Source organism: Algoriphagus mannitolivorans DSM 15301, assembly GCF_000429425.1.
Lineage (GTDB): Bacteria > Bacteroidota > Bacteroidia > Cytophagales > Cyclobacteriaceae > Algoriphagus > Algoriphagus mannitolivorans.
Window position 1 is genome coordinate 218,006 of record NZ_AUBV01000001.1, and the last position, 15,775, is coordinate 233,780.

Annotated in this window: 14 protein-coding genes; 3 read left to right on the forward strand and 11 right to left on the reverse strand. The window is 42.7% G+C overall.

Features of this window, described 5'->3' with window-relative positions; genetic code table 11:
* Nucleotides 1–235: 235 nt before the first annotated feature.
* The 6 genes from G458_RS0100980 to G458_RS0101005 all read right to left on the reverse strand — a co-directional run bounded on the left by G458_RS0100980 (nt 236) and on the right by G458_RS0101005 (nt 6,238).
* Nucleotides 236–1,294, reverse strand: a complete 1,059-nt coding sequence (locus G458_RS0100980) for an acyl-CoA dehydrogenase family protein (protein ID WP_026950240.1) — start codon at nt 1,292–1,294, stop codon at nt 236–238.
* The gene (gene pnuC, locus G458_RS0100985; protein WP_026950241.1) at nt 1,281–1,904 is read right to left on the reverse strand and encodes a nicotinamide riboside transporter PnuC; all 624 of its coding nucleotides are present in this window, start codon (nt 1,902–1,904) and stop codon (nt 1,281–1,283) included. The genes G458_RS0100980 and pnuC overlap by 14 nt, the downstream gene beginning before the upstream one ends.
* Before the next feature lie 189 nt (nt 1,905–2,093).
* Nucleotides 2,094–3,386 (reverse strand): prolyl oligopeptidase family serine peptidase, encoded by a 1,293-nt coding sequence (locus tag G458_RS0100990; protein ID WP_026950242.1) that lies wholly within the window; start codon nt 3,384–3,386, stop codon nt 2,094–2,096.
* A 117-nt stretch (nt 3,387–3,503) separates the two neighbouring features.
* Nucleotides 3,504–5,195, reverse strand: a complete 1,692-nt coding sequence (locus G458_RS0100995) for a GMC oxidoreductase (protein WP_026950243.1) — start codon at nt 5,193–5,195, stop codon at nt 3,504–3,506.
* A gap of 51 nt (nt 5,196–5,246) precedes the next feature.
* A complete protein-coding gene (locus G458_RS0101000) occupies nt 5,247–5,615 on the reverse strand; it encodes a hypothetical protein (RefSeq protein ID WP_211234610.1) in 369 nt (122 codons plus the stop codon).
* Nucleotides 5,616–5,641: 26 nt separating this feature from the next.
* The gene (locus G458_RS0101005; protein ID WP_026950245.1) at nt 5,642–6,238 is read right to left on the reverse strand and encodes a uracil-DNA glycosylase family protein; all 597 of its coding nucleotides are present in this window, start codon (nt 6,236–6,238) and stop codon (nt 5,642–5,644) included.
* A gap of 25 nt (nt 6,239–6,263) precedes the next feature.
* On the opposite strand from G458_RS0101005, the gene G458_RS0101010 reads away from it, so the two are divergent.
* From G458_RS0101010 to G458_RS0101025, 3 genes are all read left to right on the forward strand, one after another.
* Nucleotides 6,264–6,950 carry a DUF2490 domain-containing protein gene (locus G458_RS0101010; protein WP_026950246.1) on the forward strand — a complete coding sequence of 229 codons (687 nt, stop codon included), beginning with the start codon at nt 6,264–6,266 and terminating at the stop codon, nt 6,948–6,950.
* Nucleotides 6,951–7,106: 156 nt separating this feature from the next.
* Complete coding sequence (locus G458_RS0101015) at nt 7,107–7,694, forward strand: DUF4136 domain-containing protein (RefSeq protein WP_026950247.1); 588 nt, start codon at nt 7,107–7,109, stop codon at nt 7,692–7,694.
* Nucleotides 7,695–7,904: 210 nt separating this feature from the next.
* Nucleotides 7,905–8,750 (forward strand): OmpA/MotB family protein, encoded by an 846-nt coding sequence (locus tag G458_RS0101025; RefSeq protein ID WP_026950248.1) that lies wholly within the window; start codon nt 7,905–7,907, stop codon nt 8,748–8,750.
* Nucleotides 8,751–8,835: 85 nt separating this feature from the next.
* Here G458_RS0101025 and G458_RS0101030 read toward each other — a convergent pair whose 3' ends face one another.
* From G458_RS0101030 to G458_RS0101050, 5 genes are all read right to left on the reverse strand, one after another.
* The gene (locus tag G458_RS0101030; protein WP_026950249.1) at nt 8,836–10,173 is read right to left on the reverse strand and encodes a TolC family protein; all 1,338 of its coding nucleotides are present in this window, start codon (nt 10,171–10,173) and stop codon (nt 8,836–8,838) included.
* Complete coding sequence (locus tag G458_RS0101035; RefSeq protein WP_026950250.1) at nt 10,160–10,834, reverse strand: ABC transporter ATP-binding protein; 675 nt, start codon at nt 10,832–10,834, stop codon at nt 10,160–10,162. The genes G458_RS0101030 and G458_RS0101035 overlap by 14 nt, the downstream gene beginning before the upstream one ends.
* A gap of 15 nt (nt 10,835–10,849) precedes the next feature.
* On the reverse strand, nt 10,850–13,249 hold the full coding sequence (locus G458_RS0101040) for an ABC transporter permease (protein ID WP_026950251.1): 2,400 nt from the start codon (nt 13,247–13,249) through the stop codon (nt 10,850–10,852).
* A 314-nt stretch (nt 13,250–13,563) separates the two neighbouring features.
* Entirely contained in the window at nt 13,564–14,913 is a 1,350-nt protein-coding gene (locus tag G458_RS0101045; protein ID WP_026950252.1) for a Gfo/Idh/MocA family protein, read from the reverse strand.
* 22 nt (nt 14,914–14,935) lie between these two features.
* On the reverse strand, nt 14,936–15,601 hold the full coding sequence (locus G458_RS0101050; RefSeq protein ID WP_026950253.1) for a 3-keto-disaccharide hydrolase: 666 nt from the start codon (nt 15,599–15,601) through the stop codon (nt 14,936–14,938).
* Nucleotides 15,602–15,775 lie beyond the last annotated feature (174 nt).

Here is a 15,775-nt window from a genome sequence, read left to right on the forward strand (position 1 = left end):
AAAATGTCAGATAGAAAGATGATTTACGAATTACGAGGGGATGGATAGGTTTTAGGGCATTCTAATACTTTAAGACCTAAAAGAGGAAGAACTATGAGGCACGATTTTCTCGAAGAAGAGAAAGAATTGGTGGTCAAGTAATAACATTCTAGATTATTCAAAAACCCTCAAAAATCGAAATTTTTCAATTTTTCAATTTTTCAATTTTTCAATTTTCCAATTTTCAAATCCTTAACTAAAAAGGAAACACCAACAGCGCATGCTGGCTGACCGTATTGAAGTCCCTCCATACTCTATTGAGCTCGGTATGGGTTTTGGCTGCTTCCAAACCAGAAAACGGATACATTTTTGCATTCCACTCACGGCATAGAAAAGTCAGTTTTCGGCTGATTTTACTGACTGACTTCAAAGTTTTTTTGGAGATTTTTCCTTCTTGCTGCAATTCATTCCAGGATTCTGATATCTTGACATAAAAATCTTCCTTGCCTTTTTCCAACTTGGAATGGGCCTTTTTCTCCTGCTTCTTGAAATATTTCAAATGCTTGGAATCGTAGTTCCTTGACTCATTTCTTCTCCAGAAAGCTTCTGAAATCAGTTCCTGCAAGTGCTCAGAAATCCCCAAAATATTCACCGCCAAGGTAGCTTCAGCAAATTGTAAGAATGGATATTGAAAAATAGGATTGGAAATTGTGGTCTTTTCAGGCAATATCTCAAAACTTCTGTTCAAAGGAACCCGGATGTTCTCTGCCTTAAAAGCGTGGCTTCCAGTAGCCACCATTCCCATGTAGCTCCACCCATCCAGAATTTCCACTTCTTCTCTTTTGAGAATAAAGGCTTTGACCATGGGCTGTCCACCTTTTCCCAAGACTGGAGATCCATTTTTTAAAATCTCACAATTAGCCGTCAAATGGGTAGCGTGCAAAGCTCCTGAAGCATAAGTCCAATGACCGGAAATATGATACTCCTCTCCTATTTCATTTGCCTTTCCTCCCACAAATCCACTTCCCGCCAAGCAAACCCTAGGATCGGAAAAAACTTCTTTGGCCAAACTTTGATCTAAAAATCCCACAAACCAAGCAGCTCCCGCGCATAAGGTCACGGTCCAACCTAGACTCCCATCCACTTTGGCCAACTTTTCCTCCACCTGTAAGGCCTCGGGGAAATTCAGCCCTAAACCTCCTAGATTCCGGGGAACGAACAGCTTGAACCATTTTTCTTTGTAAATAACCTCCAACCATTCCTCGGGTAATTGGCCTAGGTTTTCTGCTTTTGAAGCAAATTCAGGATTCAACATATATGACTTGGGTTTCGATTTCTTTTTTCCAGTCTAAATAGCCCAAAACAGCCACTACAAAAAGGAATATTGTCAGTAATGCAAACATGAACAAACCTTTGTAAAAAAGGAGGGGAATGGCCACCAGATTAGAGAGATTGAGCCAAAGCCAGTTTTCCAATTTCCTTTTGGCTAATAGCCACATGCCAGCCCAAGCGGTAGAAGATACAAAGGCATCCAAAAATGGCACATCAGAATCTGTAAACAGAACCAGAAAGGCATATAAAATCCCCCATCCCAGCAATGCAATGGTCCAAGTGATTGTTTGCTCTTTTGAATTGCTTTTACTGATCACTGCGGCACCGGAAGCAGTCCTTGAATTCCAATTGGCCCATCCGTATATGCTCATCACCAGATAATACACATGCAGAAGGGTTTCGGCATAAAGCTTGGATTGGATTAAAAGAAATCCACCGCACAGAATACTGATTATCCCTGTAGGATAAAGCCAGATGTTGTTTCTCTTTGCCAATAGCACTTCAGATACTCCAAAGCCAACGGCCGTCCACTCCAAAAAGGAGGTTCGATGGACTTGCTCGAGGAGCAAATCCCAAAAGGTGTTAAAGTCCATTTGAATAACTTTTGGTCATTATTCAAATAAGGGAGGAATGATGGATCGATCCCTACGCCGGCATTATCCGGATCAGGTGCTCAGTACCAAGGTACTGATGGGTATAATCTCAGCCCGATTTGATGGGGCACCCCTTAATTGATGGCATGAATTTAAAACAAAAGGCCAGGAATCACCCGGCCTTAAGCATTATTTTTTCTTTTTCTGAGCGGCCATCCACTCCATAATGGTGACGGGTCTTCCCCCAAGCATTACTGGTTTTCCATCCAAGTCATGCCGCGCGACATTCGCATGAGAATACACCCAAGACCAATGCCCATTGTATTGGAAATCTTTCCCTCCATATAATCCAGTAACATCGTGAACATTGTCAAAGTAGGAAAAATAGACATTCTTGGCTCCTGCTTTTCTCAGCCGATCAAAAAGAGGAACAACGGTTTCGTCGGGCTTGGTGGTCATATCATCCTTTGCATGTACAAACCAAATCGGTACATTCTTGATTTTTTGGACCATTTGGTCGGTGACAAATTCATTGTTGAAAGCCAAAGCACTGATGTAGCCGGCAGCAAAGTATTCCGGATGCTCGAAGATTAATTTGAGGGAAATGTAACCACCATTAGAGCAGCCTCCCACATAAATTCTGTTGGTATCCACACCGGGGTTTTTAGCCACAAAATCCTGGATCAAAGCAAAAACCGCTTCATGGTAGATATCATCCACTTGCCCTCTAGTCATACCCTCTCCAGAATCCATCCAAAATGTTGGGGTTTGGGGAGCCAAGACATAGGCCCCACCAAAAAGCACCTGGATTTCTGGAGCTGCATAATTATATGCTTTGTTTCCCAAAAGGGCAATGCTGGGATCGGTCCCTCCTTCTCCACCACCGTGAAGCCAAATGATCAAAGGAGCTTTTGCAGATCCTGTTTTGGGGGCAAAAGCCCCATAGGTAAGGCTGATGTTTTGATGGGTAAATTTTCCATTGAGGTCAAAATCCTTTAAATCCTTCTGCAAAATTCCATTGGACTGATTCCAGATTTGACCGGATTTGGCATGAAGGACGGTCACCTGATAGTCAATCCAGACATTTGAGGCTCGATTTCCCATCCTAAGGTATTGCATGGAAGACATGACCGGATTGTTTGGACTCACGGCCAACATCAAGGTTAAATACTTCCCATCAGCTTGTCTGTTGCCCTCCACATCGGAAGGATACTGGGTTACGACCGTTCTCTTTCCATGTCGGGCTGCTTCGGGAATTTCTCCCAAAGAAGAGGATCTGGATACGAATATTTCGAAATCAGCAGGTGAAAGATTGGCAATCGGCTGATCCATACTCAGAACCAGTCTACTGACAGCAGGACCCCAGTCGAAGCCTTCTACGATCAATTTGTAGCTCCCTGGATTGGGAAGAGCACTGGCGTGGAGGCCAAAACTTAATCCTAGCAAAAGGAAAAGTAATGGCAGGAATATTTTTTTACGCATAGGTTTATTGGGTTTGAAAGATTTGAACAGGAAATTCTGCAAAAGTTGACAAAGACCCAATAAAAATTACTCGAAAGGCAAGAAGTTGGGAAGTAAAATCCCAGCTACCAACCTCCCCTACTTGATAGTCCCTTTCTTCAACTCCTTCACTGCATAATCTACTGCACGAGCAGTTAATGCCATATAAGTTAAAGAAGGGTTTTGAACACCTGCAGAGGTCATACTTGCCCCATCTGTGACAAAAACATTTGGCGCAAGATGCATTTGATTGAAACCATTGAGCAGAGATGTTTTTGGGTCTTTTCCCATTCTGACGCCTCCCATTTCATGGATATCCAATCCGGGAGCCTGTCGGCTATCCGAAGTATAGATATCCTTGCAACCCGCTGATTCAATCATTTTCCTCCCTTCTTCAAAAAAATCCTGAAGCATTTTCTCATCATTCTCATCGTAATCCACACGAATAGAAAGCAAAGGAATTCCCCAAGCATCTTTTTGATCCAAGCTTAGACTTACTTGGTTGGTTTCTTTGGGAATAGTTTCCCCCTGCATCATCATCCATACCTGCCAAGGACCCGGTTGGGAATTGACTCGTTTGAATTCCTCACCAAATGGAGCATTCGGTGAATTACCCCAGCTGGACCTGCTTGCATTGAAAAAAGGCATATAACCTCCCTGAAAGTCCATCTCCTGATGGGTAACATTTCGAAAGTTGGGCATCATCATGCTGGTAGGCCTTCTGCCATAATCCCTCTTATCCAAAGGCCCATCGATCTTCCCACCCAAACTACCTCTGTAATTGTGGAAGAGAATATATTTTCCCAAAAGACCGGAATCATTGCCCATTCCATTCGGGAAACGGCTTGAGGTAGAATTCAGCAAAATCAAATTGGTATTCAAACAAGCTGCATTGAGGAAGATAACTTTGGCAAAATATTCTGTTACTTCATGGGTCAGTCGATCGATTACCCGAACACCTGTGGCCTTTCCTTTTTGTTCATCCCAAATAATCGAATGAACCACAGAATCTGGTCTGAGAGTTAAGTTTCCAGTTTTAGCTGCAAAAGGAAGTGTTGCGCTATTCGAGCTGAAATACCCACCGAACGGGCAACCACGATAGCATTGATTTCTCGCCATGCATTGACCTCTTCCTTGCTGGAGGTGAACTTCATTGGGTTGGGTGAGGTGCGCACATCTCCCTTGAATCGGATTACGCTCAGGATAAGCGTCTTTAATCCTTTTTTTCAATTCTTTTTCCATGCAATTGAGCTCCCAGGCAGGCAAAAATTCTCCATCTGGCAAGGTCTCCAGGCCTTCTTTGCTTCCGCTAATTCCCACAAATCGCTCCACGTAACTGTACCAGGGAGCTAAATCCGAATACGTAATTGGCCACTCGATTCCATATCCATCCCGGGAAGGCCTTTCAAATTCAAACCGGCTCCATCGTTGGGTTTGTCGAGCCCATATCAAAGATTTTCCACCTACCTGATACCCTCTGATCCAGTCAAACGGCTTCTCTTGCACATAGGGGTGATCTGAATCTTTTACAAAAAAATGCTGGGTATCTTCCTTGTAGGCATAGCATCGATTGACGATAGGATCAGCCACTTTTTGGTCTAGGGGAATTCTGTTTCGATGCGGCATATCCCAAGGAGCAGCCGTCATGGTTGGATAGTCTTTGAGATGTTCCACTTGCCTCCCACGCTCCAAAACGAGGGTTTTTAGCCCTTTTTCACAAAATTCCTTGGCAGCCCAGCCTCCGGAAATTCCAGAACCTACCACTATAGCATCGAAATGATTTGAATTCATTAGGGAAAAATAAAGGAAAAGCCCGATACTTTTTTAATTTTTTTATAAAAGCTATCCTTGGTTTCCTTTGACTTTCACCACCAAAATCCAGTCATTTTCCAATTCCAAATACCCAAAATCATAGCAAAAGTGATAGAGATTCCCTTTTTTGTTTTGATAGATATGAGTGAAATAGGTAAAACTAAACCCCTCCTGAATGAGCCTGTTTCGAGAAATTTTTCCCATATCTTCTCCTGAAGGAATTTTGGATTCCAGAATATTCCGGTTTTTTCTCAGTACGTAATTGATGTTCCGGATTAGATTGTTGTGGGTGGCATTTTGATGATTATTGTAAGTATTTCGACAATAGTCATCACAAAATTTTTTGTCGATTCTCCCGTGCAGTTCCTTGCTGCATTGGAGACAAAATTTCTTCTCCATTTCCATTTCAAAAAGTTTAGGGGAATTTAAGAAATTAGTCTGAAAATATTAATTCTCAATTCCGAAAGAATTTCTTTTTCAAACCAAGGATTTCTGCGCATCCACATTCTATTTCTCGGCGAAGGATGGACCAAAGGAAAAAAATCCGGCTGGTATTCCTTGAATGATTGGACAGTTTCCGTAAGGTTCTTTTTTCTCTTATTGCCCAAATAATAGGCCTGCGCAAAAGAACCAATCAAAAGGATTAGCCGGACTTCCGGCATCATTTCCCTCAGTATTTGATGCCATTGCGGGGCACATTCTTTCCTTGGAGGCAGATCTCCTCCTTTTCCCCTGCCTGGATAGCAAAAGCCCATGGGCATAATCCCAAAAATCTCAGGATTATAAAAAGTCTCGCGGTCCACTTGAAGCCAGCGTCGAAGTTCATCCCCGCTGGGATCATTCCAAGGAATTCCCGAATGATGAACTTTGGTCCCGGGGGCTTGGCCAATGATCAGGATTTTGCTTTTAGAATCAATGGAGAAAACCGGCCTAGGACCGAGAGGAAGGCTTTTTTCACAAAGGGTACAAGCTCGAATTGCCTCGAGAGTCGCTTGATGTCCTGATGGAAATTCCTTAGCCATTTTAATTTATTGGATATATTTCGGGATGAAAAAAACGCTTATCCTTCTCTTAAGCTTCTTTATCGGCAGTTTTTCTTTTGCCCAACAAAATGAACAATTAGGTTCCTGGTACATGTATTTTGGAAATTTCAGATTCAAAGACAGCCCTTGGGCCATTCATGGAGAAGCTCAACATCGAAATTACAATATCCTTGGAGACTTGGATCAATTGCTGCTTCGTACCGGACTGCAATACAATTTGAAATCCGGACAGGCTAGCTTTTTGGCTGGGTATGCCAGTATCACTTCAGGAGCATTGGGTGAATCCAAGGAAACTTTCCATGAAAGCCGGATTTATCAAGAAGCAATCGTAAGGCAAAAACTTGGCAAGGTAGGGCTGATGCATCGCTATAGGTTTGAGCAACGATGGATTGAAAACCAGGATTTACGCACGCGATTCCGATATGCCGTTTTTGTCAATGTCCCACTCAATTCCAAAGATCTGGCAGAGAAAGGCTCCTTGTATTTTCAGGTTTATGATGAGCTTTTCATCAATGGACAGAGGACTGCCCGTGTAACCCAGATATTTGACAGAAATCGATTATATGCAGGTTTAGGCTATCGAGTAGCCAAAGGACTTGCTTTCCAGCTAGGCTTTATGGAGCAGACAACAGCTAATTTTTCCAATTCTCAGCTCCAGTTTTCCTGTTTCCATCAACTATATGGCAAATGATAGTTTTGCCGAATTGATTTGAAATCAAATTTTATTTCTTTAAATTTTCTTACACACTGATAAATAACTACTTGAGAAAACAAAAGCACTATCCGATAGTTTACAGTGAGGCTTATCCCCTGCTTGATTTCAATCAACCATTAACCAAGTTCAATTATGAAAAGGCTAACTATCCCCCTGTTTGTCGTAGTGCTGGCATTGGCAACTTCCTGTTTTTCGTCTAAAGATTTCATCACAGAATACGATTACAACTATACGGGTTCTTTCAAAAAGTATAAGACTTTTGCTTTCGTAGAATCCACAGAAATGGACACGACCATTTTGACCCCTGTGCTGAATGCGACTATAGGAGCAAGATTAGGTTCTCAGGGATTCCGTGAACAGGAATCTAAACCTGACATGCTGGTGAGCTATAAAATATTTACTGACTCGGTAAGATACCGAGGCTACGTCCAGCCAGAATTTGACTATTGGCTTAACAGAACCGGGATGACCTACCGAAATGCAGAAGGGGAAATTGAACGGGAACAGGAAAAAGATGAAACCTACAATTCCGTGAAATATGCCAAAAACAACGGGATGTTGGTGATTTATGTGATCGACAGCAAAAAGGGGAATACCATCTGGCAAGGATATACTGCTGCTAAATTTGATTTTGAATCGCCAAACTTTGCTTCAGACATTACCAGAGCAGCTTACCGGGTAATGAATGAATTTAAAATTGTGAATAAAATGATGGAGTGAGGAATTTGTCCTCATTTTTTCTAAAATAATCCCCACATTCCTACGAGGTGGGGATTTCTTTTTTTCAAACAAAATAGATTCTAGAACACTTTTTTATGGCTCTAAATTAAAATAGAAAGCATTTTTCACTTTTTCCTGCTCATTATACCATCGGATATTTTTTTGGTAAACCATTTGAAAATTGATGGAAAACCAACAAAAAAATCTACCATGAAAAATTCACTGATTGTAGCTGGAATTATCAGCTTTAGCCTGATGGCTTCCTGTGTTTCCAAGAAAAAATACACAGCCCTCGAAAGCAACCTTTTCAAAACTCAGGCACAGTTGGCCTCTACCAACCAAGAGAAGGCCGAACTTGAGGAAAAAATGGCCATCATCGAAGCCCGAGTGGCAGAATACAATGCAAGGATCAATTCCCTTCGGGAAGTGAACGATCAGTTGGCCGACGCCAATAGCTCCATGCTCTCTATCGAAGGTGCGGCTGTCATGTCCAAAAACTCCAGAAAGAAAATGATCGAAACCCTGAACAAGGTGGATGCATCCAAGCTTGCTGAGGCCAAGACCTTGGAGGATTCAGTAAACTTGGCCATCGAATACAACATCAAACAAAACATCACTGCCGATTCTGAGGGAAATGAGGATGACATTCAAATCGATATTGACAAAACTGTAGTCATGATCAGTGTATCCGACAGGCTACTCTTTAATACGGGTAGCTACAGATTAAATTCCAAGGCAAATCCCCTTTTAGCAAAACTGGCTGAAGTAATCAATGCTGAACCTAGCCTTCAGGTAATGATCGAGGGACATACTGACCCCAGAACAATCTCTAACGCGGTACTTCAGGACAACTGGGACCTTTCAGTCAAGCGTGCTACTTCAATCGTGAGAGAACTTCAGTTGAAATATGGTGTGGCTCCTGAAAAAATGATCGCTGCGGGAAGATCCAGCTATATGCCATTGGTAGAAAATGACTCCAAAGAAAACATGGCATTGAATAGAAGAACGAGAATCGTTTTGATTCCGGATTTGGACATGTTCTTTGCTATGCTGTAAGAAAAATCCCTTACAGATTATTTAACCACCACAAAAAAAGCGGGTCAAGAGGCCCGCTTTTGCTATTTGATGTAAATTGGAAAAATCAATATTCCAAGGTTCCTAGAGCATATTTCATCAATATATCCTGAAAATATAGGGTATAGATCGCCTGAGCTTGATCAGCCTGAGACCTGACCAATTGCTGGTTGGCAGTAGCCAAGTCCACAAATGTGGAAAGCCCTAGTCTGAACCTTTCCTGAACTGCCGAATAAGCTTCTCTCGAGGCCAAAACCTGTACTCGGGTATTGATCTCTTTCCTCATCGCGGCCTGGTAATTTTGGTGGGCGAGCTTCACATCCTGATATACTTTTCGGTCCATGCTTTTTTCCCTCAAGGCCTGATTTTGATATTGGGCCTTCGCTCGACTCACATCCAATCTGCTTTGAAAATTACTGAAAATCGGAATGGCCAAACTGAAACCAAGGGTGTTCTGAGGATAAATTTTAAACAATTGCTCTCTTAATGACCTATCGTCTAAGGAGGTGAAAAAGGTCCCATAATTGTAAAAAGCATTCACTCTTGGGAACAACATCGCCTTGAACGCCTGCATGTCTTTTTTGTAGGAGTCTTTCAGAAGTGTTTGCTGAAGCTTATCATCCCGATTGGCGACTGCGATTTCATACAGATCTGCCACTCCAGCGCCTTCAAATTCACGACTGCCGTTTTCTGGATCCACCGATTCCAGTTCTGGAACTACTCCGGGATCCAATTGCAAATATTCAGTCAAAGACCAGAGATCATTTTCCAACGCAATCTCCGCATCTACTTTCACCGATTCTACCCGGGCTACTTCCGACTGCTGATTGTATTGATCTGAATAAGTTCTTAATCCTGCTTGCACAAACCCTTCGATTTGTCTCAAAATCTCCTTTTGATTTTCCAAGTTTTCATTGGCGATTCGCAAAAGCTCCTGATCCAGCAGTACTTGGAGATACAATCTTGCCACGTCGAAAGTGATTTGTTGCTTGGCTCGCTCCAGTCCCTTTTCCCCCGCTTCCAAAGCAAGTTTGGCTGATTGAGTATCCAAAACCCGGCGCCCTGAATTAAACACCGGCATGTTCACATTCAAGTTGCCGCTGACGATATCATTGGTCACATTGGTGACGACAATCTCTCCTTCTATCTGCTGAAACTGCTGCCCAGATTGTCTTGCCAGATTGGAAGTAATCCCCACCGAAGGAAGGTGAGAAAACATCGCAACCTGTCTCTCTTTTTGCGTGACTTCCAGATTGTTTTTCTGGATTTGATATTCCAGGTTTTTCCCCAAAGCTAAATCCACTGCTTGACGGAAATTCAACCTCAGTGTATCCTGAGCCGTCAAACTTGTACTCAAGGCCAAGCTTGACACTACTGCCAAGACTTTTAACTTATAGTTTTTCATCTGTCTCTATTCTTCCGTCCACTAAATTGATTAATCGCGTGCCGTAATCGGCATTCTCACGAGCATGGGTAGCCTGGATGATGGTGGTGCCTTCCTGATGCAACTCTTTGAAAACTTCCATGATTTCCTTGGCTTGGGCCGAGTGCAGGTTGCCTGTGGGTTCATCCGCAAGCAAAACTCTCGGTCTCCCAGCGATGGCTCGAGCTATCCCGACCAGCTGCTGCTGTCCCCCCGAAAGCTGAGCTGGGAAGAGGTCTTTTTTGGCGACCATGTTAAACCGATCCAAAAGCTCTGCAATGATGCTTTTTCGCTCGGATGAAGATACTTTTCTGTATAGCAAGGGAGTCTCAATATTCTCATACACCGTCAACTCATCAATGAGGTGATAGGCTTGGAAAATGTATCCAAATTCGCTTTTGTGAAGATTAGAGCGGTCTTTCTCCCTCATTTGGCGGATGCTTTGGGATCCAAAAACATAGTCCCCGGAGTAATCTTCATCCAATAAACCCAGGATATTGAGCAGGGTGGATTTTCCGGCACCGGAAGGACCCATCAGAGTCAAAAATTCACCCTCTTGGATCCTCAGGTTGATTCCCTTAAGGATAAAAATCCTCTGAAATCTAGACTCTATGAATTTGTCAATATTTTGAAGTTCAATCATGATTGTGCGTAAATACTATTCAGTTTTTAAAGTTCGAGAAGGGTTTAGCCGATATACTTTCCAGCCCCGATATCCAATGGTGGCGATTGCGAGTACAAGTACCACGGAAATGGAAATCACATAAGGAGTCAATCCTAAAGAGGTTTTATTGGCAAAGCTTTGAAGCCAGATATCCGAAAACCAGATTCCAAAGCCAATCGCCAAAACTCCGGAAATCGCCAAAAGCATAAGAAAATCCTTGGCCAAAACCCAAAAGACATTTCCTTCGGTAGCGCCCAAAACCTTTCGGATACTTATTTCACGGGTTCTTCGGAGGGCTACATAAGAAACTAAGCCCAATAAGCCCATCAAAGCGACCAATACTGAAATGCCTGAGAAGATCCCGAATACCAATCCTACATTTTGCTCAGACCTATACATCTGTTCGTAAGCTTGATCTACAAATTGAAATGTAAATGGTCGGTCAGGATAAATCTCTTTCCAGGAATTTTCCAACGAGGCAAGAATAGGATTTAAATCTCCATCCGAAAGCTTGACCAATAGCGTATTGGTGTTTTCCTGATCCAGAAAAATTGCCAAAGGTCCCACCTCATGGTGTAGGGAATTGAAATAGAAGTTTTTGACCACTCCTTGAATCACAGATAAGTTTCCTCCAAAATTCACTCTCCTACCAATCGCTTCCTCTGGAGACCAAGCTAGTTCCTTTAAGGCCGCTTCGTTAAGAATTATCGGCATATCCAAAGAGTCCTGATAGGCTTTGGCTCTTGATAAATCATTTTCCTTAAACCCTTTCCCTGAAATCAGTTCAATGCCTAGAGCAGATAAAGCATCCTTGTCCACAGAATAGCCCGTGATGGCAAACTCCTTTTGAGCATCTCCGCCCGGAAACACACTGTAAGAAGCCTTGATATGAATTGGCAGGGAAGACGCTAAGCCGGAAGATTTTGCAGCTCCAGAACGGGTAAATTCCTGCTTTAGGCTTTCGACTGATTTCCTCATCGAGTAATGATAGTTCAAGGCGATTACCCGATCTTTTTCATAGCCTAAATTCACTTTTTGCATGTATTGCAACTGCTGATTAACCACTAGCGTAGCGATCAACAATCCCATGGAGATAAAAAATTGAAACACCACCAAAGTCTTTCTCAGCCATGCACCTCCGCCAAATTTGACCTGATTTGCCAAAGCTTTGATCGGCTCCATCCCACTCAAAATGACCGAAGGATAAAATCCGGCTAAAACCCCAACTCCAAGAACGAGAACCAAAATCAGACCCATCCCCAAAGGGGTAAAAATCAAGTCCATCTCAAGAGGTATTCCCAAGATTTTATTCAACTCAGGAAGCAATAATCCCAAGACCAAAAGACTTAAGACTGCCGCACTGCCGGTAAGCAGCAATGACTCTGAAATAAACTGCCCAAAAAGCTGGGCTCTTCCTGCCCCTAGGCTTTTTCGAAGCCCCACTTCTTTGTTTCTTTCGGTGGACTCCGCCGTTGCCAAATTCACATAATTGATAATTCCGATGGCCAAGAGCAAGAGCGCCACCAGCCCAAAAATGTACAAATACTTGATGTCCGTCCCGGGCTTTATCGCCCCTAAAGACTGGTCTCCAAGGTGAATTTTAGTCACTGGCTGAAGGAAAAATGAAAAGCTAAATCCATATTCCTGAAACTCTGCGCCCAGATACTTTTCCACCAACTGGTCAAGCTTTGCTTCCATCGCCTTGGGATCTGAATCGGCTCTGAGTTTTACATAGGTATAATAATTACTTGGGCTCCAAGCCGGATTCTTCCCATGCCGATGAGTTTTGAAAGAGGCCAAAAAATCAAAATCCAGGTGAGAATTGGAGGGAAAATCCTGAATAACCCCTTGGACTTGGTATTCTTCTCCGTCAACTTTCACGCTTTTTCCTTCGGCATTTTGAGAATTGCCAAAAAGTCTGTTTGCAGTAGATTCAGTTAAAACCAATTGAAAAGGCTCGGTAAAAAACTTCTCCTTCTGACCTGTCAATACCTCAAAATCAAACACCTCCAAAAATCGCTCGTCAACAAATGCAAACTTTTTTTCCTCCTGGCTGCCTTTTCCCAAATCCACCAATACCGAGGAGAAAATGCTTAAATCAAAAACCAGAGTTCCAGTCTCTGCTTCGGGAATTTCATCCAAAACAGTAGGTATCAAAGAAGAGGGGGTATTGCTGGCCAATTGGCTCTCTCCCCCAAACTTAAACTCCTGATTAAACCGGTAAATCCGCTCATGATCCGTGTACATCCGGTCATAGCTCCACTCATGGTAGATGTAAAGGGAAATTGCAATAAAACTGACCAAGGAAATTACAAGCCCTAAAAGGTTGATTCCTGTGTACAATTTTCTTTTCTGAAGGTTTCGAAAGGAGATTTTAAAATAGTTTTTCCACATGGCTAGGGTGCTTGAAAGTTGGACACTTGAAAAGTTGAACAGATTTTAGTCATGAATTCATGATAGTTTTTTAGCATGCCAAGATGCCATAACCATTACCCCACTTTTATGCCATAAAAAAAGCCCCTGAATTCAATCCAGAGGCATTTTTTAGAAATTTTACTGTCTGAAGTCTCGAACATTTTTGTTCGCTGGCGGACGAATCTGTCATCAGTTTGCAGGGATCAGTGAGCAGCTTTTAGTGTTCACTTAGTAAACTCATATGAACCTTATCTTTAATCTAACCTCCTGTATTTGAATCTAGGATCTCATGCTTAAAACTTCCGATACTTCCCGTCCAGAAACTGGTTGGCCTCGTCTTCTTCAAATCTAGCTTTTTCACTATCCCAATGAAGGGTGCGATTTGGGAATCTTCCGGCAATTACTCCCAGAAGGATGGTTTCGGTCAATCTTGCGGCATAGCTAAAAGGTGCACTGCATTCATCCTTCCCTAAGCAGGCATCTACAAATTGATGGTAGTGTTTTTTACTTTCCGAATCGTAGTCTTTTACCGGCTTTCCGAGATTAAACTTCTCGATATCCATCTCCTGATACTTGCCATCCACTATCAAGCGTGGAAGCTGCTGGAAATGTGGCAAAAGCAATCGACCTTTCTCTCCCATAAACATGGCTCCTTGATCAGGGAGCTTTTCTCCATTAGGCAAAAGCAAATCCTCATGAGCAGCCGGAGCTCCCAAGCCATCATACCAAACCCATTTTAAAGAATCAGCGGTATAAGGCGTTGCAGGAAATTCATAGGTTACCACGTTTTGTTCTGGAAAACCAAATCCGGTAGGCTGACGACATTCGTTTTTGATTGTTCTAGGCACATCGAGCTGCAAAGCATTGTAGGGAGTATCAAAAATATGAACCCCCATATCTCCTAAGGTTCCACATCCAAAATCCAAAACCTTTCTCCAATTGCCAGGATGGTATTCCCCTTCTTTAAAAGGTCTTTCAGGAGCTGTTCCCAACCAAAGATTCCAGTCCAAAGTTGGAGGCACCGGATCACTTCCTGCTGGAGTGGGTTTATCCGTTCCCCAATTTTTAGGGGACCAAGCTCGAACGGTGTGAACCTTTCCGATGATGCCGGATTGGATCAAGAGTGTCGCCAATTTGTAGTCATAGAAAGAGTGCACTTGGATTCCCATCTGAGTCACCAGATTTTTCTTAGCCGCTAGCTTCTTCATCGCTCGGGCTTCTGACACATGGTGAGTAAGAGGCTTTTGACAATACACAGGTTTGTTCATCTTCATGGCCATAATGGACGCCGGGGCATGGGTATGATCGGGAGTTGAGACGATTACCGCATCGATTTCATTTTTCATGTCCTTCAGCATTTCCCGGTAATCGGCATAGCCTTTGGCATTCGGGTGTAAAGCCTTGGCACCTTCCAGAGCTTTGCTATCTACATCACAAAGGGCTACCACATCTACCAGCTCATGGGAAGCAATGGCATCCAAATCCGCCATCCCCATAGAGCCAAGTCCAATGTGGGCAGTTCTTAATCTCCCGTTTTCCTTGGCAAGTGCCAAAAGTGAGGGGGCAAGGGAAAGGCCCATTACTCCGAGACTGCTTTTCTTCAGGAAGTCCCTTCTATCTAAAACTTGGATTTTCTTCGTCATTTTAAAAGGTTTATGCTATAGGTTAATTCAATTCTTTGATTCTGATATTTTTGAAATGGACTACATCTCCGTGGCCCAAAAAGCCAATGTGCCCGGATGATCTTTGCAGTCCGGGATGCTCTCTTCCATCTAGCGTCCCGTTTTTACTCGCCTTAAGATAGTCCCCTTCCAAGATGGTTTCCCCATTGAGAATTATCTTGATTTTTGGATGCTCGACAATTACTTCTTGGGAATTCCACTCTCCGACCGGTTTCAAAAAACCTCTTTTTGCTGGAATTACTCCATATACTGATCCGTGGTATTGGTATTCCTTGAGCTCTTTATATTTCTCTGCTGTATTGTCCAAAATCTGAAGTTCCTTTCCCACATAAGCGGCGTCTCCTTCCATTGGGGCATGAATCCCAAGACCATTATTGGCTCCCGGGGTCAATTGAAATTCAAAGCGAAGGATAAAATTTCCATATTCCTTTTCCGTGAAAAGATTACCCCCACCACCGCCCTGGGGGTCGATGATAATCATACCGCCCTCAGCCCTATAGGAAGTTTTATTTCCCACCCAACCATCCAGATTTTCTCCATTAAAAAGAGCTACAAAGCCTTTTTCTACCTTTTGCTGTGCAAAGGATGCAGAGTAAAAAATCAACATTAAAATCAGGAAGATGAGGAAGGGTTTTTCGGGCTTTTGCATGATCTATTTCAGACAGATTTGAAATAAAGATCTGTAAGTTAATCGACCAAGTTGATTTAATTGCAAAAAGACTTACTAAAAAAAATTAATAATATTAAAAACTTACTGAAAAATTTAGATAAAGATTAGGTTTCAAACAAGGGACTTCTTCGGAGTATGGAATATTTGCCTCGA